Annotated in this window: 19 protein-coding genes and 1 tRNA gene; 8 read left to right on the top strand and 12 right to left on the bottom strand. The window is 69.8% G+C overall.

Annotated elements, in window-relative coordinates; translation table 11 throughout:
- Positions 1 to 2: 2 nt before the first annotated feature.
- The 8 genes from glmM to E3U25_RS22200 form a co-directional block, all read right to left on the bottom strand.
- Entirely contained in the window at positions 3 to 1,346 is a 1,344-nt protein-coding gene (gene glmM / locus E3U25_RS22235) for a phosphoglucosamine mutase (RefSeq protein ID WP_116223031.1), read from the bottom strand.
- A gap of 19 nt (positions 1,347 to 1,365) precedes the next feature.
- A complete protein-coding gene (folP, locus tag E3U25_RS22230) occupies positions 1,366 to 2,328 on the bottom strand; it encodes a dihydropteroate synthase (protein ID WP_116223032.1) in 963 nt (320 codons plus the stop codon).
- Positions 2,329 to 2,373: 45 nt separating this feature from the next.
- Positions 2,374 to 3,156: a dihydroneopterin aldolase gene (locus tag E3U25_RS22225; RefSeq protein ID WP_116223033.1), complete on the bottom strand. Its 783-nt coding sequence runs from the start codon at positions 3,154 to 3,156 to the stop codon at positions 2,374 to 2,376.
- Positions 3,157 to 3,247: 91 nt separating this feature from the next.
- Positions 3,248 to 3,706, bottom strand: a complete 459-nt coding sequence (locus tag E3U25_RS22220) for a cell wall hydrolase (RefSeq protein WP_240540279.1) — start codon at positions 3,704 to 3,706, stop codon at positions 3,248 to 3,250.
- 308 nt (positions 3,707 to 4,014) lie between these two features.
- The gene (locus E3U25_RS22215) at positions 4,015 to 6,576 is read right to left on the bottom strand and encodes a putative PEP-binding protein (RefSeq protein WP_116223034.1); all 2,562 of its coding nucleotides are present in this window, start codon (positions 6,574 to 6,576) and stop codon (positions 4,015 to 4,017) included.
- 160 nt (positions 6,577 to 6,736) lie between these two features.
- The gene (glyS, locus tag E3U25_RS22210) at positions 6,737 to 8,872 is read right to left on the bottom strand and encodes a glycine--tRNA ligase subunit beta (protein WP_116223035.1); all 2,136 of its coding nucleotides are present in this window, start codon (positions 8,870 to 8,872) and stop codon (positions 6,737 to 6,739) included.
- Positions 8,872 to 9,354: a DUF6446 family protein gene (locus tag E3U25_RS22205; protein WP_011746884.1), complete on the bottom strand. Its 483-nt coding sequence runs from the start codon at positions 9,352 to 9,354 to the stop codon at positions 8,872 to 8,874. The genes glyS and E3U25_RS22205 overlap by 1 nt, the downstream gene beginning before the upstream one ends.
- Positions 9,351 to 10,301 carry a glycine--tRNA ligase subunit alpha gene (locus tag E3U25_RS22200; protein WP_036750389.1) on the bottom strand — a complete coding sequence of 317 codons (951 nt, stop codon included), beginning with the start codon at positions 10,299 to 10,301 and terminating at the stop codon, positions 9,351 to 9,353. Before E3U25_RS22200 ends, E3U25_RS22205 begins: the two co-directional genes overlap by 4 nt.
- Positions 10,302 to 10,387: 86 nt before the next feature.
- On the opposite strand from E3U25_RS22200, the gene E3U25_RS22195 reads away from it, so the two are divergent.
- Positions 10,388 to 11,839, top strand: a complete 1,452-nt coding sequence (locus E3U25_RS22195; RefSeq protein ID WP_244295370.1) for a peptidoglycan-binding domain-containing protein — start codon at positions 10,388 to 10,390, stop codon at positions 11,837 to 11,839.
- On the opposite strand, the gene E3U25_RS22190 is transcribed toward E3U25_RS22195, so the two are convergent.
- Positions 11,836 to 13,284, bottom strand: a complete 1,449-nt coding sequence (locus E3U25_RS22190) for a TrkH family potassium uptake protein (RefSeq protein ID WP_072461046.1) — start codon at positions 13,282 to 13,284, stop codon at positions 11,836 to 11,838. The two genes, E3U25_RS22195 and E3U25_RS22190, sit on opposite strands and share 4 nt — an antisense overlap.
- Positions 13,285 to 13,370: 86 nt before the next feature.
- Between E3U25_RS22190 and E3U25_RS22185 the strand changes: the two genes are divergently transcribed.
- From E3U25_RS22185 to truA, 3 genes are all read left to right on the top strand, one after another.
- Positions 13,371 to 13,444 (top strand) — tRNA-Gly (locus tag E3U25_RS22185).
- Between the two features lie 297 nt (positions 13,445 to 13,741).
- On the top strand, positions 13,742 to 14,725 hold the full coding sequence (locus E3U25_RS22180; protein ID WP_116223036.1) for a 5-bromo-4-chloroindolyl phosphate hydrolysis family protein: 984 nt from the start codon (positions 13,742 to 13,744) through the stop codon (positions 14,723 to 14,725).
- Positions 14,726 to 14,727: 2 nt separating this feature from the next.
- Complete coding sequence (truA, locus tag E3U25_RS22175; protein WP_116223037.1) at positions 14,728 to 15,534, top strand: tRNA pseudouridine(38-40) synthase TruA; 807 nt, start codon at positions 14,728 to 14,730, stop codon at positions 15,532 to 15,534.
- Here truA and E3U25_RS22170 read toward each other — a convergent pair.
- The 3 genes from E3U25_RS22170 to E3U25_RS22160 form a co-directional block, all read right to left on the bottom strand.
- Complete coding sequence (locus tag E3U25_RS22170) at positions 15,527 to 15,757, bottom strand: hypothetical protein (RefSeq protein WP_139293896.1); 231 nt, start codon at positions 15,755 to 15,757, stop codon at positions 15,527 to 15,529. The genes truA and E3U25_RS22170 overlap by 8 nt on opposite strands.
- Before the next feature lie 549 nt (positions 15,758 to 16,306).
- Complete coding sequence (locus tag E3U25_RS22165; RefSeq protein ID WP_116223038.1) at positions 16,307 to 17,245, bottom strand: NAD-dependent epimerase/dehydratase family protein; 939 nt, start codon at positions 17,243 to 17,245, stop codon at positions 16,307 to 16,309.
- A 122-nt stretch (positions 17,246 to 17,367) separates the two neighbouring features.
- On the bottom strand, positions 17,368 to 18,117 hold the full coding sequence (locus E3U25_RS22160) for a sugar transferase (protein WP_116223039.1): 750 nt from the start codon (positions 18,115 to 18,117) through the stop codon (positions 17,368 to 17,370).
- Between the two features lie 157 nt (positions 18,118 to 18,274).
- On the opposite strand from E3U25_RS22160, the gene E3U25_RS22155 reads away from it, so the two are divergent.
- From E3U25_RS22155 to E3U25_RS22140, 4 genes are all read left to right on the top strand, one after another.
- Positions 18,275 to 18,730: a universal stress protein gene (locus tag E3U25_RS22155; protein WP_036750313.1), complete on the top strand. Its 456-nt coding sequence runs from the start codon at positions 18,275 to 18,277 to the stop codon at positions 18,728 to 18,730.
- Between the two features lie 184 nt (positions 18,731 to 18,914).
- Positions 18,915 to 19,469 carry a NifU family protein gene (locus E3U25_RS22150; RefSeq protein ID WP_036750316.1) on the top strand — a complete coding sequence of 185 codons (555 nt, stop codon included), beginning with the start codon at positions 18,915 to 18,917 and terminating at the stop codon, positions 19,467 to 19,469.
- On the top strand, positions 19,462 to 20,055 hold the full coding sequence (gene tsaB / locus E3U25_RS22145) for a tRNA (adenosine(37)-N6)-threonylcarbamoyltransferase complex dimerization subunit type 1 TsaB (RefSeq protein WP_116223040.1): 594 nt from the start codon (positions 19,462 to 19,464) through the stop codon (positions 20,053 to 20,055). The genes E3U25_RS22150 and tsaB overlap by 8 nt, the downstream gene beginning before the upstream one ends.
- Positions 20,052 to 20,453: a GNAT family N-acetyltransferase gene (locus E3U25_RS22140; RefSeq protein WP_116223041.1), complete on the top strand. Its 402-nt coding sequence runs from the start codon at positions 20,052 to 20,054 to the stop codon at positions 20,451 to 20,453. Before tsaB ends, E3U25_RS22140 begins: the two co-directional genes overlap by 4 nt.
- The last annotated feature ends 69 nt before the right edge of the window (positions 20,454 to 20,522 follow it).

Below are 20,522 nucleotides of genomic sequence, written 5' to 3'. Positions count from 1 at the left end.
GGTCAGGCGGCCCTCTCGACCGCCGCGACGATGTTCTCGACCACCTCACGCAGCACGGTCTCGTCCTCGGCCTCGGCCATGACCCGGATCAAGGGCTCGGTGCCGGACTTGCGGATCAGCACCCGGCCGCAGCCGTTCAGCCGCGCCTCGGCCCGCGCGATCTCGGCCTGGACGCTATCCTGGGACAGCGGATCGGCACCCTGGGCATAGCGCACGTTCTTGAGGAGTTGCGGCACCGGCTCGAACTGCGCCACCAGGTCCGAGGCGCGCCAGCCGCTGTCCGCCAGCGCCGCCAGGAATTGCAAGCTGGCGATCAGCCCGTCGCCGGTGGTGGCGTAGTCGGTCATCACGATATGGCCCGACTGCTCGCCGCCCAGGTTGAAGCCTGCGCCGCGCATCCGCTCGACCACGTAGCGGTCGCCGACGGCGGTGCGCTCCAGCCGCAGCCCGCGGCTTTGCAGGAAGCGTTCGAGCCCCAGGTTCGACATCACCGTCGCCACCAGCGCGCCGCCGCGCAGCCGGCCCTGCGCCGCCCAGCGGTCGGCCAGCAGCGCCATGATCTGGTCGCCATCCGCCACCTGGCCCTTTTCGTCCACGATCATCACCCGGTCGGCATCGCCGTCCAGGCTGATGCCCATGTCGGCGCCATGTTCCAGCACCGCGCGGGCGCAGGCCTCGGGATGGGTCGAGCCCAGCCCGTCGTTGATATTGTGCCCGTTGGGGGAAACCCCCAGCGGGATCACCTCGGCGCCCAGTTCCCACAGCACGTCCGGCGCGGCGCGATAGGCGGCACCGTTGGCGCAATCCACCACCACCTTCAGCCCCTCAAGCCGCTGGCCCGAGGGGAAGGTGGTCTTGGCATATTCGACATAGCGCCCGCGCCCGTCGTCGATGCGCTTGGCGCGGCCGATGTTCTGCGGCTGGGCCGGGACGATCTCGCCCGCGACGATGGATTCGATCTCGGCCTCGGCCTCGTCGGACAGCTTGAAGCCGTCGGGGCCGAAGAACTTGATGCCGTTGTCCTGCGCCGGGTTGTGGCTGGCCGAGATCATGATGCCGACATCCGCCCGCATGGACCGCGTCAGATAGCCCACCGCCGGCGTCGGCACCGGGCCCAGGAGCAGCACGTTCATGCCGGTCGAGGTCAGCCCCGCCGTCAGCGCGTTTTCCAGCATGTAGCCCGACAGGCGCGTGTCCTTGCCGATGACGACGCGGTGGTGATCCTCGCCGTTGCGGCGGAAATAGCGGCCGGCGGCGGCACCCAGGCGCAGCGCCATCTCGGCCGTCATCGGATGGGTATTGGCGCGGCCCCGGACGCCGTCGGTGCCGAAAAGTTTCCTGCTCATCTTGCCCCGCTCATCTTGTCTATATGGTCACGGCCCGCCAGAGGGCGAGGCCCTGCCTTGTTTCTGCCACGTCATGGACGCGGTGGATCTGTATGCCCTGCGCGATCCCGTAGAGTGTCACCGCCAGCGTCCCCGGCACCCGGTCCGCCGGCCGCTCGGCCCCGCCGATGCCGCCGATGAACCGCTTGCGCGACACGCCCAGCAGCACGGCGCAGCCCAGCCCGTGATAGACCGAGATCCGCCGCAGGATGGCCAGATTATGCTCTTGCGTCTTGCCGAAACCAATGCCCGGATCGATCACGATCCTGTCGCGCGGGATGCCCGCCGCCTCGGCCCGCGCGATGCGCTCGGCCAGCGCGTCATAGACGTCCAGCAGCACGTCGCCATAGCTCGGGTTGTCCTGCATCGTCTCGGGGATGCCCTGGGCGTGCATCAGGCAGACCGGCACGCCCGCCGCGGCCACCGTCCCGGCCATGGCCGGGTCGAAGTCGAAGCCCGAGACATCGTTGACCAGCCCCGCCCCGGCTGCGATGGCGGCCCGCGCCACCTCGGCCTTGCGGGTATCGACCGAGATCGCCGCCAGGCCACAGCCCGCAGCGATGGCGGGGGCGAGGCGGGCGATTTCCTCGGCCACCGGCACCTCGCGCGCGCCGGGCCGGGTCGATTCGCCGCCGATGTCCAGGATCTCGGCCCCCTGTGCGGCCAGCAGCCGCGCCTGCTCGGCCCCGTCATAGGCGCCACCGTCCGAGAAGCTGTCGGGCGTGGCATTGACGATGCCCATGATGCGCGGCCGGTCCAGGGACAGGCCCAGCAGCGGCGCGCGGGGCGCGGTCAGCGCCGCCAGCACCGCATCCGGGGCGCTGTCCACCACGCGCGGCGCCTCGCCGCGGCGCAAAAGCTCGCATTGCGAGAAACGCACCCAGCCGCCGGCCAGCTGCCAGCGGCCCGTCTCAGATGGGATGGGGCGGAAGTAATCGGTCATGCCTTGCGTCTCTACGCCGGCGCACGGCCGATTCAAGCACGAAGATCAAAGACGTGCGGTCGGAATGCAAAAACCTGCCGGCAACGCCGGCTGGGCGGCGCCCTCGGGCAGCGCCCAGTCGAGGCGGCTTGCCCCCAGCCGCTCGGCCAGCCACAGCGCAAGCGCCTGCGGCTCGGCCGCCAGCCCGGCCACGTCGCGCACCATGCGCGCGGGCGCCCAGACCACGGCGCGGCCTTCGGTCGCGGCCCAGTCCAGCTCAGTGCGGCTGTCGGCCACGGTCAGCCCCAGGCGGCCGGCCAAGGCCCAGGCGGCCTGGTCCAGCGCCAGCAGCGCGATCTCGCGCAGGTTGCCGCCCTGCGGCAGCGGCAGGCCCGGCGCATCGGGAACCAGCGCCACCGCGCCCTCGGGCAGGGCCAGGTCGCGGCCGTGAAAGACCACCCGGATCGGCGCCCGGACCTGGTCGGCCTCGACCCGCGCCTGGCGGCGCACCAGCGTCACCCCCAGCGCGCCGGGGATGCGGTCCAGCTTCTCGACCGTGACCGAGACCTGCGCCGCGCGCGGATGCGCCAGGATCTGCGCCGCGATCTTCTCGGCCAGCGTCTCGAGCAGGTCATAGCGGCGATCCGCCAGCCCGGCCGCCACGGCACCGGTCAGGATGTCATAGGAAAGGATCCGGTCCACCTCGTCGTTGACGCCGACGACATGGGTCGCCAGTTCCACGTCGATGTTGAAGCGCAGGCGCTGCGGCTGGCCGCGTTCGGTCTGGAACGCGCCGATCTCGGCCGAAAGGATATAGTCGCGCAGGTGGATACGGTCAGGCTGGTCCATGCCGCCCGTGTTTTCAGGAAAACGGCCCCGCCGCAAGGGACAGGGCCGCGCATGGCATGGCAGATTTGCGTCGCCGCCCTGGGTCGCCGCCTCAGTTCGAGGCCAGCCGGCGGTCCGAACGGTAGAAGGTATGGCTGCCGATCCGAATCGTGCGCTCGAACCGCTTGGACCAGGAGGGGCTGACGCCGCGGGCGTGGAAATAGGTCGCGCCGTTGGTCAGGGTGCGCGGCGCGCCGGCCAGGGCGGCCATGGCCACCCTTTGCACCCTGGCGTAGGTGCCCTTTTCGCGGATGCGGGCGTTCTTGTTATAGGTGAACTGGCCGCGCTGGTTCACCACGCCGCAGACGGTCTTGGGAAACCGCGGATGATCGACGCGGTTCAGGATCACCTCGGCCACGGCCTGCTGGCCCTGCACGCCCTCGCCGCGGGCCTCGAAATACAGCGCCTCGGACAGGCATTGCAGATCGGCGGGATTGATCTGGACGGTCGCCTGGCGCGTCGCGCGGCCGGACTTGGTTTCATAAGCGACCTGGTGCTTGCCGTCGGCCATGGCCGGAGTGGTTGCGACAGGGGAAAGGGCGACAGCCACACACACGGAAACGCGCGCCAGCCATGACTTGCTAATCGACATGTTGGTCCTGTTTTCGGTCCGGGCCCGGCCCGGTCTGGTTCGTCGGAAGGTCCGCCCGAGGGGTGCCCCGTGGGCGGCGGTCTGGCGTTAAAGGCCCGAAACAAGGCGGGCCGATCCAGCCCACATGGACGTGAGGGACGCGATTCGCTTGAAATCAAACGATTTTGGCGGAAACCCGCCGACGACAAAACGGCCAACGGGCAGATTCCGGCCAAAACCGGCTGGTCCTAGGACTCCGTCCCGGCCGCCGATTCCGCCTCTTCCCGGCCCATGAGAATCGATTCCTGCGCCGCGGCGAGCCGCGCCACCGGCACCCGGAAGGGCGAGCAGGAAACGTAGTTCACCCCGGCCCGCAGGCAGAAGGCGATGGATTCGGGGTTGCCGCCATGTTCGCCGCAGACCGAAATGGTGATGTCGGGCTTGTGGCTGCGGGCGCGCTCGGTGCCGATGGCGACCAGTTCGCCCACCCCGTCGCGGTCGAGGATGTGGAACGGATCCTCGGAATAGACGCCCTGGTTGACATAGGTGCCCATGAAGCGGCCGGCGTCGTCGCGCGACAGCCCATAGGTCATCTGCGTCAAGTCGTTGGTGCCAAAGGACAAGAAGGCCGAATGTTCCGCGATGTCGCCGGCGCGCAGCGCGGCGCGCGGCGTCTCGACCATCACGCCCAGGCGATAGGTGAAATCCTTGCGCGTCTCGTTCCTGACGGCGGCGGCGACCGCGTCGATGCGGTTCTTGACCAGCTCGACCTCGCGCCGGGCGCTGACCAGCGGGATCATGATCTCGGGCACCACCGGGTCGCCGTTGTGGCTGGCCTCGATGGTGGCCTCGAAGATGGCGCGGGCCTGCATGTCATAGATCTCGGGCACGGTGATGCCCAGCCGCACGCCGCGCATGCCCAGCATCGGGTTGAATTCCGACAGCGCCTCGACCCGGCGGGTCACGTCCGACAAGGGCAGATCCAGCGATTCGGCAAGTTCCCGCATGCCTTCGCGGTCATGTGGCAAAAATTCGTGCAGCGGCGGGTCGAACAGGCGGATGGTGACGGGCAGCCCGGCCATGATCTCGAACAGCGCCGCGAAATCGCTGCGCTGCATCGGCAAGAGGCGTTCCAGCGACAGGCGCCGGTCCTCGGGCTTGCCGGCGAAGATCATCTCGCGCATGGCCGGCAGGCGCTCGTCGTCGAAGAACATGTGCTCGGTGCGGCACAGGCCGATGCCCTGGGCGTTGAACATGCGGGCGGTGCGGGCGTCCTCGGGCGTGTCGGCATTGGCGCGGATCCTGATGCGGCAATGCGCGTCGGCCCATTCCAGAAGCTGGGTGAAGCTTTCGTCCAGCGCCGGCTCCAGCATCTCGGCGGCGCCGGCCAGCACCTCGCCCGAGGTGCCGTCGATGGTGATCTCCTCGCCCTCGTGGAACAGCCTTCCGCCGACCAGCATGGTGCGGGCGCGGGTGTCGATCGAGATGCCGCTGGCGCCGACGATGCAGGGCAGGCCGATGCCGCGGGCGATCACCGCGGCATGGCTGGTCATGCCGCCGCGCTCGGTCAGCACGGCGACGGCGGCATGCATGCCGCGGATGTCCTCGGGCACGGTCTCGCGGCGCACCAGCACGCAGCGCTCGCCCCGCGCCTCGGAGGCCTGGGCGGCGGCGGCGGTAAAGACCATGCGCCCGGTGGCGGCGCCGGGGCTGGCATTGATGCCGCGGGCGATCACGTCGCGGGGCGCGCGCGGATCGACCTGGTGGTGCAGCAGGTCCGACAGGGCCCGCGGCTCGACCCGCATCACCGCCTCTTCGGCCGGGATGATGCCGTCGCGGGCCAGCGCCACGGCGATTCGCACGCTGGCGCGCGAGCTGCGGCTGACCCGCACCGCGTCGATGATCGCAAGCCGGCTGTCCGAGACGACGAATTCGATCTGCATCTCTTCGCGCAGGCGTTCGCGGGCGGCGACGCCGAAGCGGACCAGATCGGCAAAGACCTCGGGCGCCGCTTCCTCCAGCGAGGGGCCGCGCGGGTCGCGGGTCAGGTAGAGCGTCTCGGCCCCCTCGCCCTTGGAGCGGCCCTGGGTCTGGCCGCGGAACCGGCCGGTCAGGCGCGGCGCGCCGGTCACGCTGTCGATGAACTGGATGGTGCCCGAGCCGGTGACGCCCGGCCCGATGGCCAGCGCCATGTCCTGCACCACCAGCCCCAGCGGCGCATTGGCCGGCGCGCCCTTGGCCTGGCGCAGAAGCCGCGCAGTCGGCCCGTCCCAGGCGCGCGCCATGCTGCGCAGCACCTCGGCCAGCTGCCGGGTCGGATCTTGGGGGAATTCCTCGTCGGTCTCGTCCTCATAGGCGCGCAGGGCGGCGGCAAGCCCGCCCTCGCTGTCCGAGAACATGTCGGGGTCCAGCCTTGCGACATGGATGGCATAGGATTGCACGAAGCCCAGGTAGATCGCATCCGCCGCCGCCTGGCCGCGGCTTTTCACCAGCCGGGCGTGGCATTCGTGGTTGATGCCCACGTTCAGCACCGTGCCCGGCCCGCCCCAGGCCGGGTTCATCGCCGAGGGCCGCACGCTGACCAGCCCGTCGGCGCGCTCGATGATGGCGGCAAGACGGGCGCGGTCGGGCATCTGGCCGGCGGCGATGGCGCGCACCGCCTCGGCCGACAGCGCGAAGCTGGTCGGCACCGGCAGTTCCATGCGGATCAGGCGCTGCAGGCATTTCGCGCGCCAGCCGTGGCGTGCGGTCTGGATCCCCGCCGAGGGGGTGATTTCGACGATGGCACCTAGGTCTGTCAGCGCGGTCATGATGCCGTCACATTAGGCATGGCCGGCGCATTGCTGCAAGTGCGAAGAACAGCAGGTGGTGCGGCGGGCCGGGGGGCTCTGCCCCCCGCGCCTCCTGCGCCCCTCGACGGGGCGCCGGAGGCGCTCCCCCCGGAGTATTTTTGCAACGGAGAAAAGGGGGTCAGCCCTCGATCCGGCCGAAATCCGCGACCAGCCGGCCGGCCTCGCGGATGCGCGAGAGCAGGTTCAGCCGGTTGCGGCGGGTGATCTGGTTGTCGGTGTTGATCTGCACCGCCTCGAAGAAGGCGTCGATGGGCGCGCGCAGGCTGGCGATGCCCTGGGTCGCGGCCTGGAAATCCTCGAGCCGCACCGCCTCGCGGATCGCCGGTTCCGCCTTGTCGAGGGCGGCGAACAGGCTGCGTTCCTCGTCGGTCTCGGCGAATTTCGGATCGGCGCCGAAGCTGTATTCGACGCCGTCCTTCTCTTCGGCCTGGGCGAGGATGTTGCCGGCGCGCTTGAGCCCCTGCAGCAGGTTGGTGCCGTCCGCAGTCTTGAGCACGTCGTTCAGCGCGGTGGCGCGGTTGACCAGCAGCACGAGGTCGTCGCTGCCGGGCATCGCCAGCACGGCGTCGATGATGTCGTGGCGGATGCCCTGGTCGCGCAGGTGGACTTTCAGGCGGTCGTGGAAGAAGGCGAGAAGGTCAGAGGCTTTATCGGCTGCCCGCTGATTAAGCCGCTCTTCCACAGCAAGACCGCCTCTTTCCTCCTGGCTTTCAAAGATAGGGTGCAGTTGCGTTTCTAACTTTTCAGAAAGTAGCTTGAGCAGCCCAACCCTCACCCCGTTCACCAGCACCAGCCGGATCACCCCCAGCGCGGCGCGGCGCAGCGCGAAGGGGTCTTTCGAGCCGGTGGGCTTTTCGTCGATGGCCCAGAAGCCGGTCAGCGTGTCGAGCTTGTCGGCCAGCGCCACCGCCACCGACACCGGCGCCGAGGGCACCGCGTCCGAGGGGCCGAGCGGCGAGTAATGGTCGCGGGCGGCGTCGGCCACCGGCTCGGGCAGGCCGGCCGCCAGCGCGTAATAGCGGCCCATGGTGCCCTGCAGTTCCGGGAACTCGCCCACCATGGCCGAGCGCAGGTCGAGCTTGGCCACCCTGGCCGCCTGTTCCGCCTGGTCCGGGTCGGCACCGACCAGCGGCGCGATCTCGCGCGCCAGCGCCGCGATGCGGGCGATGCGGTCGGCCTGGCTACCGAGCTTGCTCTGGAACGTCACCGAACGCAGCCCCTCGGCCCAGTCCTGCATGCCCGCTTTCGCCTCGCGCAGGTCGTTGTCCCAGAAGAAGGCCGCGTCCGACAGCCGCGCCGCCAGCACGCGCTGGTTGCCTTTCAGGATCGTCTCGCCATGGTCGGGGGTTTCGATATTCGCCACGGTGACGAAGCCCTCGATGCGGCCGGTCTTGGGATTGCGGGCCGAGAAGAACTTCTGGTGTTCCTTCATCGAGGTTTGCAGCACCTCGGGCGGCAGGGACAGGAAACGGTCCTCGATGGCGCCCATCAGGGCCACCGGCCATTCGACCAGGCCCGCGACCTCGGAAAGCAGGCCCTCGTCCGGCACGATCTCCCAGCCGCGGGCGAAGGCGAGGTTCGCCGCCTCCTGCCGGATCGCCGCCTCGCGTTCGGCGGGGTCCAGCATGACGCGGGCGCGGCGCAGCTTGGCGGCGTAGTCCTCGAAGCCCGAGACGGTGATCTGATCCGGCGCCATGAAGCGGTGGCCGCGGGTGGTGGCACCGGCGCGGATGCCCTCGATCTCCAGCGGCACCACGCTGGCGCCGGATTCGTCCGAGAGCAGGCAGATGATCGAATGCAGCGGCCGCACCCAGCGCAGGGATCCCGCGCCCCAGCGCATCGACTTGGGCCAGGGAAAGTCGCGGATCGTGCGCTCCAGCACCTCGGCCACGATCTCGGCGGCGGGACGGCCGGGCTTGGCGACCACCGCGAACCAGACCTGGCCCTTCTTGTCGTCGCGCGCCTCCAGCTGCTCGCGGGTCAGGCCGGTCGAGCGCAGGAAGCCCTCCAGCGCCGCCTGGGGCGCGTCGGTGCGGGGGCCCTTGCGTTCCTCGCGCGTGGTCGGGCTTTCCGCGGTCAGCCCCTCGACGGCCAGCACCAGCCGGCGCGGGGTCGAGAAGGCGCCGGCCGAGCGATAGGTCAGGCCCGCCTCGACCAGCCCGTCGGTGACGCGCTTCTTCAGATCCTCGCGGGCGCGGGCCTGCATCCGCGCCGGGATCTCCTCCGAGAAAAGCTCGATCAGAAGGTCGGGCATCAGTCCATCACTCCGCGTTCGGGGGTCTTGTCGTTGAATTGGTGCCAGGCAAAGGCGCGGCCGTCGGGATAGACCACGATCACCCGGTCCACGTCGGGGCGGATCTCGGCCTGGCCCAGCACGGCGCGGGCCGCGCCCGATTCCAGGTCGGCGGTCAGCGCCCTGGCGGAATAGCACTTGAACCAGCCCGGCCCGTTCAGCGGCGTCGCACCGGCATAGGGCGCGGCATCGGCCAGCTCGGCCGGGTCCAGCGTGAAGCAGGCGCGATAGCGGATGGGCGAGCTTGTGGCGTCGATCGCCTTGAAGTCCGCGACCGCGACCGGATGGGTGGCGCCCTGCGCATCGGTGACGACGATGTCCTGCGCACCGCTGATCTCGTCCACCTGGTCGTAGAAGCCATAGACCTGCAGATACCAGACGGCCAGGCCGGCCATGACGGCCACCAGCACCAGCATCGAGGCGACGATCTTGCCCGAGCTCATGCCGCCTCTCCCCCTACCGCGCCAGCCGCCTCGGTGGTCACGAACAGGTCGGCGCAGCGTTTCGCCAGCGCCCGGACGCGGCCGATATAGGCCTGGCGCTCCGTGACCGAGATCACGCCGCGCGCATCGAGCAGGTTGAACAGGTGGCTGGCCTTGATCGCCTGGTCATAGGCCGGATGCGCCATCGGGATGCGCCGCCCGGCGCCGTCCGTGTCCGCGGCGGCCAGGATGCGGTCGCATTCCGCCTCGGCATCCTTGAAATGCTGCAGCAGCATGTCCGTATCGGCCTGTTCGAAGTTCCAGCGGGAATATTCGCGCTCGGCCTGGCGGAAGACGTCGCCGTAGCTCAGCGGGATCGGGCTGCCGGGCGGGTTGAAGGGCATGTCCATCACATGCTCGACCCCCAGCACATACATGGCCAGCCGCTCCAGCCCGTAGGTCAGCTCGCCCGAGACCGGGCGGCAGTCATGCCCGCCGACCTGCTGGAAATAGGTGAACTGGCTGACCTCCATGCCGTCGCACCAGACCTCCCAGCCCAGGCCCCAGGCGCCCAGCGTCGGGCTTTCCCAGTCGTCCTCGACGAAGCGCACGTCGTGGATCATCGGGTCCAGGCCGATGGCGGCAAGGCTGCCCAGGTAAAGCTCCTGCAGGTTCGGCGGCGAGGGTTTGATGATGACCTGATACTGGTAGTAGTGCTGCAACCGGTTCGGGTTCTCGCCATAGCGGCCGTCGGTCGGCCGGCGCGAGGGCTGGACATAGGCCGCGGCCCAGGGCCGGGCGCCAAGGCTGCGCAGCGTGGTCGCCGGGTGGAAGGTGCCGGCGCCGACCTCCATGTCATAGGGTTGCAGCACCGCGCAGCCCTGTGCGGCCCAATAGGATTGCAGGCGCAGGATCACGTCCTGGAAGCAGACGGGTTTCGCCGTCTGATTGTCCTTTGGGCTGGTCATCGGGGCTTCCTTCGGCATAACTGGCAGGAAATGTCTGCCGCCTTCTAGGCAGAGGGCGGCGCAGGGTCAATGAGAGGGACATGCCCATGCGGCGCTTTGCATTCGTCATCGGTGCGGCTCTGCCGCTGTCTCTGGGCTTTGCGGCGCAGGCCGAGGACGTGGTGATCCGCATCGAGGCCAAGCGCGGCACGGAAGCCGCGGCCGCCACCGCCCGGAACTGGGGCGCGGAGTTCCCCGATGTCGTGACCTTCCCGCTGGCCGACGGCTGGGTCGGCATCGCGCTTGGCCCGATGCCGCGCGAAGAGGCGGCGGCGCGGCTGGAGCAGCTGAAGCTGCAGCGCAAGGTGCCGGGCGACAGCTTCCTGGCCGCCGCCGAGGGGCGCGAGCTGACCCGGATCGGCGACGCCGCGCCCGCCGAACCCCCCGCCGATCCCCAGGCGACGACGCCCGGCGGCAATGCCTCGACCTTCCCCCAGGCCCAGCCCGCGACCGCAGGGGACGAGCCCGTCCCCGGCGACCTGGCCGGCAAGGCTGCGACCCCGACCGCCGATGCCGGCGCCTTGGCAGAGCCCGAACCCGCGCCCGAGCAGTTCTTCCTGCGCCTCGAATCCACCACCGACCGCGCGCGGGCCGAGGAATTGCTGGCGAAATGGCGCGAGACCCTGCCCGAGGCCGGGCTGTGGACCCTGCCGGGCGGCCGGCTGACCATCGGCTTTGGCCCGATGGACCGGGCGACCGGCACCGCCTGGCTTCAGGCGTTCCGGGATGCGGGCGCGGTGCCCAAGGACGCCTTCCTCGCGCCGGGCGAGGAGATGGGCGAGATCGCGATCATCGGCAAGGTGCCGGACCTGGGCGCCCCCCCTGCCCCGGATGCGGCCCCCGTGCCCATGCCGCCGCTGGAGGAAATCCAGCGCGCCCTGCGTTGGGCCGGCCATTACGACGGGGGCATCGACGGCAAGGACGGCCCCAAGACCCGCGCCGCCATCGCCGAGGAAATCGTGCGCCTGCGCGCCTCGCCCGATACCGCGACCGCCATGGCCGAACTGATCCGCCGCCGCGAAGCCTGGCGGGCCGAGATGGGCCTGGCCGAGCTGCGCGACGCCCATACCGGCCTGATGCTGCCCGCGCCGATGGAGAAGCTGCAATTCGACCGGGCCGAGCGCGCGCTGTCGATCTATGGGCCCAAGGACGGCTCGGGCGCGGCGCTGATCCTGTTCTCGCAGCCCGGCGGCCAGCAAGAGATGCTGGACCTCGCCGGCCTCGTCACCGCGCTCGGCTGGGTGCCGGCGCCCGAGCGCAAGGTGGAACGCGGCAGCGTCACGCTGGACGGGCGCAACCAGACCCATATCGGCCATGCCGAAGGCCGGGTGGTCGACGGCCGGGTGCAGGGCTTCGTGCTGATCTGGCCGATCTCGGACCCCCAGGACCAGCACCGGCTGGCGGCCGAGATCTCGGACAACTTGGCCCGCTTCGCCCCCGGCGCGACCGAGGCCCGGCCCGAGGCGCCCGCCATCGCCCCGGCGATCGCGCAGGACTAGCCGCGCCAGAACCGCGGCAACAGCAGCACCAGCACCGAGATCAACTCCAGCCGGCCCAGATACATCCCCCAGATCATCAGCCATTTCGAGGCGGTGGGGAAATTCGTCACCGCCCCCTCGGGCGTCAGCTCCGGCCCCCAGACCACGCCAACATTGGCGATGGCGGTCCAGGCCGCGGTCAGCGCCGTGCGCGGATGCAGCCCGGTCAGCGCCAGCCCGACGATCAGCAGGCCGAAGCTGAGAATGAACAGGGTAAAGAAGGCCATCACCGAATCGACCACGTCCTCTTCCAGCGGGCGGCCGCCATAAAGCAGCGGAAACACCCGGTGCGGCGACTGCATGCGCTTGAGCTGCGCCCTGACCGCCTGGAACAGCACCAGATAGCGGAACACCTTGACCGAACACGAGGTCGAGCCGGTGCAGCCGCCGATCAGCCCGACCACGATCAGCACGACAAAGGGGAAATGCCCCCATTGCGTCACGTCGGTCGAGGCGAAGCCGGTGCCCGAAAAGGTCGAGACGACGTTGAACGTGGTCTCGCGGATCACGTCGAAGGGGTTCTTCGCCTCGAGCCACAACAGCCGGTACAGCACCACCAGCGCGATGGCATAGAAGGTCCAGCGCAGATAGGCGCGGACCTGGATGTCGCGCCAGATCGGCTCGGCCGAGCCGCGGATCAGCTGCACCATGCGGATAAAGGGGATCGAGGCCAGGATCATGAAGAAGGCGGCGGCATATTCCGCCGGCCCGATGAAGGGCGCGAAACTGGCGTCGTAATTGGAAAAGCCCCCCGTGGAACAGGTGGACAGCGCCAGCACCAGCGCATCGAAGCCCTTCATGCCCAGCAGGATATAGACCACCATGCAGCTTGCGGTCATGGCGATGTAGACCCCGGTCATCTCGCGCGCGATATCGAAGGCGCGGGGCAGGATCTTGCCCAGCGTGTCGAAGCCTTCCGAGCGAAAGAACTGCATGCCGCCGACCTTCATCACCGGCAGGAAGATCATGGCGACGACGATGATCCCCAGCCCCCCCGCCCAGTTCAGGAAGGCCCGCCACAGGTTGGTGCCCTTGGGCAGGTTGTCGAGATCGGGGAATGCGGTGGTGCCGGTGGTGGTGACGCCCGACATGGCCTCGAAATAGGCGTCGGTGAAGCTGGCCTGCGGCGCGCCCAGCATGAAGGGCAGCGCACCGGCCACCGGCACCACCAGCCACAGCATCGCGGTCAGCAGGAACACCTGCTGGATGGTCAGCGACTTGTCTTTTTGCCGCGTGGACAGCGCCACCAGCCCGCCGGCCAGCATGGTCAGGATGCCGCATTCCAGGAAGATCAGCCAATGCGGGTCGCCATGCCACCAATCGACCAGCATGGGCAGCGCCATCGCCGTCCCCAGCGTGACGACGACCTTGCCGACGATATTGGCCACGGGACGGATATCGATCATGCCGCCCTGCTTGCCCCGCCGCCCCGCAGGCGTCAAGCGCGCGACGCTTGCACGAACCCGCGCCGCCCCCTATAGAAAGGCGCGACGCGGGTGTAGCTCAATGGTAGAGCAGCAGCCTTCCAAGCTGAATACGTGGGTTCGATTCCCATCACCCGCTCCACCCCTTCCCCGCATGCCGCACCGCCCGCCCGAAACCGGCTTTCTCCGTTTCCCAAATACTCCGGGGGGAGCGCCTCACGCGCCCCATCAAGGGGCGCATGAGGCGCGGGGGGCAGAGCCCCCCGACCGCCGCGCCCTTCCGTTCCCGCCCGCAAGGCCCTATATCCTGCGGGCAACATTGCCCGACGCGCCGAAAGGAAGCCCATGTCCCGGAAAGCCATGCAGCGCCTGTCCTTCTTTCTGCTGATGGGCCTGACGCTCTATGCCTCCTTCCTGGGCGCGGGCTGAGGGCGCGGCGATGGCAAGGCGTTTCGGCGGCCGCTTCTCGCCGCAGCCCCGGCCGGACGGCCCCGGCCCGCGCCCGCCCGCGCGCCCCGCACCGGGCGAGATCCGGCATCCGCTGGAATCGCGAACGCGCTGGGTCACGATCATGGCGGCCCCCTTTCTCATCAGCGCCTTCTGGCAGGATCCGGCCGGGCTCGCCCTGCATCTGATCGCCTTCGGCACCATCGCCTCGGGCATGTGGATGACACGCCAGGGGCTGCAGGCCGAGGCCGCCTATGACGCCCGCCGCATCGCCCACCGCCCGGCGATCCCGCGCAAGCTCTTCGGCGGCATCCTGACCGGGCTCGGCCTTGCCCTGGGCGCCTATGTGCCGGGGGCCGAGGCCGGCGCCGGGGTGATCGGCGTCGCCGGGGCCATGCTGCACTGGCTCGCCTTCGGCGGCGACCCGATGCGCGACAAGGGCATGGAGGGCATCGACGGCGTCCGCCAGGACCGCGCCCAACGCATCGTCGCCGAGGGCGAGGCGCATCTGAAGGCCATGCAGGACGCCATCCTGCGCAGTGGCGACCGCCGGCTCGAAGCCCGTGTCGGCATGTTCGCCGCCACCGCGCGCGAACTCTTCGCCCATGTCGAGGACAATCCCGACACCATCGCCGCCCTGCGCCGCTATCTCAGCGTCTACCTGCAAGGCGCGCGCGACGCGACGGTCAAGTTCGCCGACCTCTACGCCCAGACCCGCGACCCGCGCGCGCGCCGGGATTACGAGACGCTGCTGGACGACCTGGAAACCGAGTTTGCCGCCCGCAGCGCCAAGCTGCTGGAAGGCGGCCGCAGCGACCTGGACATCGAGATCGGCGTGCTGCGCGACCGGCTGGCACGGGAAGGCGTGCGGCCCCGGCCCGCGCCAGCCGAGCCCGCCGAGCCCGCCGAATTGCCGCGCTCGATGACGCTCGACGACCTGCTGATCCCGCGCGAATCCGACAAGCCGCGCCGCTAGCCATGCCCCGTTTCGCCCTGTTGATCGAATATGACGGCAGACCCTTTGCCGGCTGGCAGGCCCAGGCCGACCGGCCCAGCGTGCAGGGCGCCATCGAGGCGGCGCTCGGCCGGCTCGATCCCGGTTTCACGGCCGGGGCGCGGATCGCCGCGGCGGGGCGCACCGATGCCGGGGTCCATGCCACCGGCCAGGTCGCGCATGCCGACCTGCAGCGCGACTGGGATCCCTTCCGGCTGTCCGAGGCGCTGAACTGGCACCTGAAGCCCGCCCCCGTCGCCGTGCTGGCCGCGGCGCGGGTGGCGGACGACTTCCACGCCCGCTTCTCGGCGCATGAGCGGCGCTACCTGTTCCGGCTGGTCGCGCGCCGCGCGCCGCTGACCCATGACCGCGGCCGCGCCTGGCAGGTGCAGCACCCCCTGGACCTGGCCGCCATGCGCGCGGGCGCGGCGCATCTGCTGGGCCGGCACGATTTCACCACCTTCCGCTCGACCATGTGCCAGGCGCAGAGCCCGGTGAAGACGCTGGACGAGCTGACCATCCAGGAAACCCCGATCCCGCAGGGCCGCGAATACCGCTTCACCCTGCGGGCGCGGTCCTTCCTGCACAACCAGGTGCGCTCGATCGTCGGCACGCTGGAGCGGGTCGGCGCCGGCGCCTGGCCGCCCGGACGCGTGGCCGAGGCGCTGGCCGCCCGCGACCGCGCCGCCTGCGGGCCGGTCTGCCCGCCGCAGGGGCTTTACCTGACCGGGGTCGGCTATGGCACCCCGCCCTTCCCCGAGGCGCTGAACCAAGCCGGCGCCTTCATTTAGGAAACCATGCGATTGCGCCGGCGCTGTCGGGGAATGCCTTTGACGAGGCGACGGTTTCCTCGCAGCGGGGCGCGATGCGGCGGAAGGGTTTGATCCGGTTTAAGAAAACATGCCACCGTGCGGCGCTTCTTACGGAGACTCCGGCCGGGGGGGTGCCTTCCAGCCCGGCTGCGGTGGCGCGCAGATCGCCAAAAATGAACCGGCGCAGGAATCCCTGCCGCATCCGGCAAATCCCTGCCGCATCCGGCATCGGCGATGGCTTGGCAGGGGCCGGCCAGGCCGCAGAGCAATCCCTTGGCCTGCGGGCTACCGGCGCCATGGCTAGGCGTCACTGGGAACCTTGCCGGGCAGGGTGCATCCACCGCGGCATGAACTCTCGTGGTCAGCCCGCCGCGGCACCATCTGCGAGATCGCATCGGCATGGACCCTTGAGATCGGGGCATCGATCGACGGAGATCGGCTCTCAACTCCTTGAAAAGACAACCCCACACCCTGGCGCGAGGCCCGCGGCGGAATCGAGTGCAGGCGCTCTTCCAGCGCCCCGGCTCCGGCGGCAGGTCGCGACACGCGACGCGCCAGCCGCAGAACCGCGTCGATGCGGGAGCCGGTTGTCGGTCCCGCTGCCGCCCCGGTCACCCGCCTTGCCCGGCAGAGGTGGTCCAATTCGCCCCCCATTGCCCATCGATCAGGGCTCGCCTGCTCAAGATCGCCCCGGTTCTCGATCCTGAAACAGAGTTCGGGCAAGGTGGGCATCCCCAGATGCAGATGCCCTCTAGCCGGCCGGACCCAGCCTGTCCCAAAGCATGTCCAGCCCCGATCGCATGTCCGTGGCGGCGACGAAGCCCAGCCGGTCGCGCGCGGCCTGCGGACAGCCGCAAGAGGCGCGGATGTCGCCGGGGGGCGCCGGCGCGTGTTCGATGGCGCTGGCCCCCCGCCCCGCGACCGCGTCGATCTGGCGCACCAGATCCAGCAGCGTGGTTTCGACCCCGGTGCAGAGGTTGAAGACCTGGGCGCCCGGCGCCCTCCCGGCCAGGTCGCGGGCGCAAAGCAGGCCCTCGACCACATCGGCGACATAGATGAAATCCCGGCTCTGCTGCCCGTCGCCAAAGATCACATGCGGCCGGTCCGCCAGCCGGTTGGCGCAGAATCGCGAAATCACCCCGGCATAGGGCGAGGCCGCGTCCTGGCGCGGGCCATAGACGTTGAAGAACCGCAGCCCGACCGAAGAAAGGCCGTTCACCGCCGCCATGGCGCCGGCCTGATGCTCGGCGGCCAGCTTGTCGGCGGCATAGGGCGAAATCGGCAGGGGCAGGTCGCTTTCGCGGCAGGTGGCGCCGGCGCGGTTGCCATAGACCGCCGCGGACGAGGCATGGACCACGGGAATGTTGCCGGCCCGGTGCGCGGCGTGCAGCACGGCCATGGTGCCGCCCAGGTTGACGCGATGCGCGGCCATCCAGTCGGTGATGCAAAGCTGCACCGAAACCCGCGCGGCAAGGTGAAAGATGCAGTCCACCCCGGCCAGCAGCCTGCCGACCAGATCGGCATCGCAGACGTCGCCCCGGACCAGCCGCACCTCCGCGGGCAGATTGTCCACCCTGCCGCTGGAGAGATCGTCCAGGACGACGACCTCCTCTCCGCCGGCCAGCAGCCGGTCGACGAGGTGGCTGCCGATGAACCCTGCCCCTCCGGTGACGAGAGCCTTACGCTGCAAGCATTTCCCTTTCCGTTTCCGCGCCGGTGGCGTCAGAATCCTGTAGGCCTAGGATGGATATACCGCCATAACGCCCGGCGGGGGCGGGGGATCCGCGCGCATCGGAAAAATCGCCGGGGGCCTTACTTGCGGCCGCGGCGGCGAGGCCGCTCGTCCTTGTAAAGCACGATCAGCACGGTGCGCCAGATGATCCAAAGGTCCAGCGCCAGCGTCCGGTTCTTCTGGTAGATCAGGTCGATCTTGAGCTTGGTCGGCAGGCAGCGTCGGGCATAGGCGGCCTCGGTTGCCTCGGCGCTCTTGCAGCGGCGCAGGATGCGGTCCTCGTGCCGGTGATAGATCAGCGTCGCCAGCCCGGTGACGCCGGGCCGGCTTTTCAGCACCTGGCCATAGACCGCGGGATAGCGTTCGACATATTCGCGGATGGTCGGGCGCGGGCCGACAAAGCTCATGTCGCCCTTGAGGATGTTGAACAGCTGCGGCAATTCGTCGATGCGGGTGCGGCGCATGAAATGGCCGAGCGGCGTGATGCGCCAGGCCTTGTGCGCGCCGGTGACGCCGAAATCGTCCTGCTGGCACAGCATGGTGCGGAACTTGAGATGGGTGAAGGTCCGCCCCGGCGCCGCCATCCGCGGCGCCGCATAAAAGATCGGCCGCCCCTGCAAGACCAGCAGGATCAGGGCAAAGACCGCCATGACGATGGACAGCGGCACCAGGGCCACCAGCGCCAGGGTGATGTCGAAGACCCGCTTCGACAGGGGCATGGTGGCCGTGGCGGGCGCATGCGCCTGGTCCTTGAACCACGACATCTCGGCTTGGGCCACTGTGGCGAGCCGTGCGATATCGGCTTTTTCCCAGTCCTGGTGAATCGTCACAATTCCGTCCCGCGTTTTGGCGCTGTGGCTACTTCTCCCGCCTACCATAGCACTCGTTAATTTTGAATGAGCGCAAGGGCGAAAACTGTGCCGGACTTGCGCAAGCGTGTCCTTTCGGCCAGTCTTTGCTCATTCCAAGGCAACCGGGGCGGGATTCATGCGGAAATTTCTGGTGGTTCTGGACGATTCCCGCGAATGCCTGAACGCCATCCGCTATGCCGCCCTGCGCGCGGCAAAGACCGGAGGCGGGGTGCAGGTGCTGGCGGTCATCCCCACCACGGCCATCCAGCACGGCATGGGCGTCGCCGACGTGATGCGCGCCGAAGCCTATGAGCGGATCGAGGCGCATTACGAGGTCTTCGCCAAATGGATGCGCGACCGCCCCGGCATCGAGCCCGAGCTGGTGGTGCGCGAGGGCGAGCCGGGCGCCGAGCTTCTGGCCCAGATCCACGACGACCCCGAGATCGGCGTGGTGGTGCTGGCCGCCTCGACCGAAAGCGCGGGGCCGGGGCCGCTGGTCACGCGGCTGATGCGCGAGGTGGCGAACCTGCCCTGCCCCGTCACCATCGTGCCCGGCGACATCTCGCGCGAGCGGCTGGAACAGATTACCTGAGCCGCCCGCTGCGGCGGATGGTCGCGGCACCTGGCGAATGCCGCCGCCCCCCGGCGGCGGCCCTGGGTCATGCGCCGATGGTTTGCGCCGCATTTTCAAGGCCGCCCGGCGGGGATGGGGGCGGCCTCCGACTTGACTTGTCCGCCCTTCGATCCCCATATCCGCCTCAAAGGAGCCCTGCGCCATGTTCATCCAGACCGAAACCACCCCGAACCCCGCGACGCTGAAATTCCTGCCGGGCGAAACCGTCCTGGGCAGCGGCACCGCCGATTTCCCCGCAGCCGAAGCCGCGGCCACCAGCCCGCTGGCGCGCCGCATCTTTGCCGTGCCGGGCGTGACCGGGGTCTTCCTCGGCTCGGATTTCGTGACCGTGACCAAGGCCGACGACGCGGTCTGGGACCACCTGAAGCCCTCGGTCCTGGGCGCGATCATGGAGCATTACCAGTCCGGCGCCCCGGCCATCGAGGGCGCATCCGCCGGCGGCCATAACGACCAGGACGGACCGGATGCGGAAATCGTCAGCCAGATCAAGGAGCTGCTGGATACCCGCGTGCGCCCGGCCGTGGCACAGGACGGCGGCGACATCACCTTCCACGGCTTCGACCGCGGCGTGGTCTACCTGCACATGCAAGGCGCCTGCGCCGGCTGCCCCTCGTCCACGCTGACGCTGAAGATGGGGATCGAGAACCTGCTGCGCCACTACATCCCGGAAGTGACCGAGGTCCGTCCCGTTGGCTGAGCCGCTCTCGCTGGGCTTCGACACATCGGCCGCGCATTGCGCGGCCGCTTTGCTGCAAGGCGACCGCCTGCTGGTCCAGCGCCACGAGGACATGGCCCGCGGCCAGGCCGAGCGGCTGTTTCCGCTGCTTGGCCAAGTGCTGGCCGAGGCGGGCGTCGGCTGGCGCGACCTTTCCGTCATCGGCTGCGGCATCGGGCCGGGCAATTTCACCGGCATCCGCATATCGGTGGCGGCGGCGCGCGGGCTGGCGCTGTCGCTGGGCATCCCCGCCGTCGGCGTCAGCGTGACCGAGGCGGCCGCGCATGGCCTGCCCCGCCCCTGCCGCGTCGCCGTGCCCTCGCGCATGGGCGAGGTGATCTGGCAGGATTTCGGCACCGGCGCCGCCACCCGGTCGCAACAGGCCCCCGCGCATGAATTGCCGCCCGGCCCCGCGCCGCTGCCCGCGGCCATGCCGCTGGCCGAAGCCATCGCCCGCATCGCCGCCGCACGGCGCGACCAGCCGGACCTGCCGCGCCCGGCGCCGATCTATCTACGCCCGGCCGATGCCGCGCCGGCGCGCGACCGCGGCCCGCTGATCCTGTCATGACGCCCGAGGATCTGGCAGCGCTGCATGGCCGCTGCTTTGCCGCGCATCCGCGGCCCTGGACGGCGGCCGAGTTCCAGGCGCTGCTGGCCGGCCCGCCGAATTTCCTGCTGACCCGGCCGCAGGGCTTCCTGCTGGGCCGTGCCATCGCCGACGAGGCCGAGCTGCTGACGCTGGCCATCGCCCCCGAGGCGCGCCGCCGCGGGCTGGCCTCGGCGCTGCTGGCCGAATTCGCCGCGACGTCACGGACGCGGGGCGCGCGCGAAGCCTTCCTGGAAGTCGCCGCGGACAACGCGGCCGCCATCGCGCTTTATGCCGGCGCGGGCTGGGAAACCCTTGGAAAGCGGCGGAATTATTACGCCCCCGGACTGGATGCGGTGCTGATGCGGCAGGCGCTCTGACCCCAGACAAGATTGTTGACGGATTCCGGCCCATGCGCCCTAATCCGACAATCCTGGGCCGACTCGCCC

It is taken from the genome of Paracoccus versutus (assembly GCF_029909795.1).
Lineage (GTDB): Bacteria > Pseudomonadota > Alphaproteobacteria > Rhodobacterales > Rhodobacteraceae > Paracoccus > Paracoccus versutus.
Note: the sequence above shows the minus strand (reverse complement) of the source record. Positions and strands in the feature narration are given on the sequence as shown.

Coding starts and splice junctions, on each gene's coding strand:
- glmM (WP_116223031.1), bottom strand. CDS start 1,346: ATGAGCAGGAAACTTTTCGGCACCGACGGCGTCCGGGGCCGCGCCAAT.
- folP (WP_116223032.1), bottom strand. CDS start 2,328: ATGACCGATTACTTCCGCCCCATCCCATCTGAGACGGGCCGCTGGCAG.
- E3U25_RS22225 (WP_116223033.1), bottom strand. CDS start 3,156: ATGGACCAGCCTGACCGTATCCACCTGCGCGACTATATCCTTTCGGCC.
- E3U25_RS22220 (WP_240540279.1), bottom strand. CDS start 3,706: ATGGCCGACGGCAAGCACCAGGTCGCTTATGAAACCAAGTCCGGCCGC.
- E3U25_RS22215 (WP_116223034.1), bottom strand. CDS start 6,576: ATGACCGCGCTGACAGACCTAGGTGCCATCGTCGAAATCACCCCCTCG.
- glyS (WP_116223035.1), bottom strand. CDS start 8,872: ATGCCCGACCTTCTGATCGAGCTTTTCTCGGAGGAGATCCCGGCGCGG.
- E3U25_RS22205 (WP_011746884.1), bottom strand. CDS start 9,354: ATGAGCTCGGGCAAGATCGTCGCCTCGATGCTGGTGCTGGTGGCCGTC.
- E3U25_RS22200 (WP_036750389.1), bottom strand. CDS start 10,301: ATGACCAGCCCAAAGGACAATCAGACGGCGAAACCCGTCTGCTTCCAG.
- E3U25_RS22195 (WP_244295370.1), top strand. CDS start 10,388: ATGCGGCGCTTTGCATTCGTCATCGGTGCGGCTCTGCCGCTGTCTCTG.
- E3U25_RS22190 (WP_072461046.1), bottom strand. CDS start 13,284: ATGATCGATATCCGTCCCGTGGCCAATATCGTCGGCAAGGTCGTCGTC.
- E3U25_RS22180 (WP_116223036.1), top strand. CDS start 13,742: ATGGCAAGGCGTTTCGGCGGCCGCTTCTCGCCGCAGCCCCGGCCGGAC.
- truA (WP_116223037.1), top strand. CDS start 14,728: ATGCCCCGTTTCGCCCTGTTGATCGAATATGACGGCAGACCCTTTGCC.
- E3U25_RS22170 (WP_139293896.1), bottom strand. CDS start 15,757: ATGCGGCAGGGATTCCTGCGCCGGTTCATTTTTGGCGATCTGCGCGCC.
- E3U25_RS22155 (WP_036750313.1), top strand. CDS start 18,275: ATGCGGAAATTTCTGGTGGTTCTGGACGATTCCCGCGAATGCCTGAAC.
- E3U25_RS22150 (WP_036750316.1), top strand. CDS start 18,915: ATGTTCATCCAGACCGAAACCACCCCGAACCCCGCGACGCTGAAATTC.
- E3U25_RS22140 (WP_116223041.1), top strand. CDS start 20,052: ATGACGCCCGAGGATCTGGCAGCGCTGCATGGCCGCTGCTTTGCCGCG.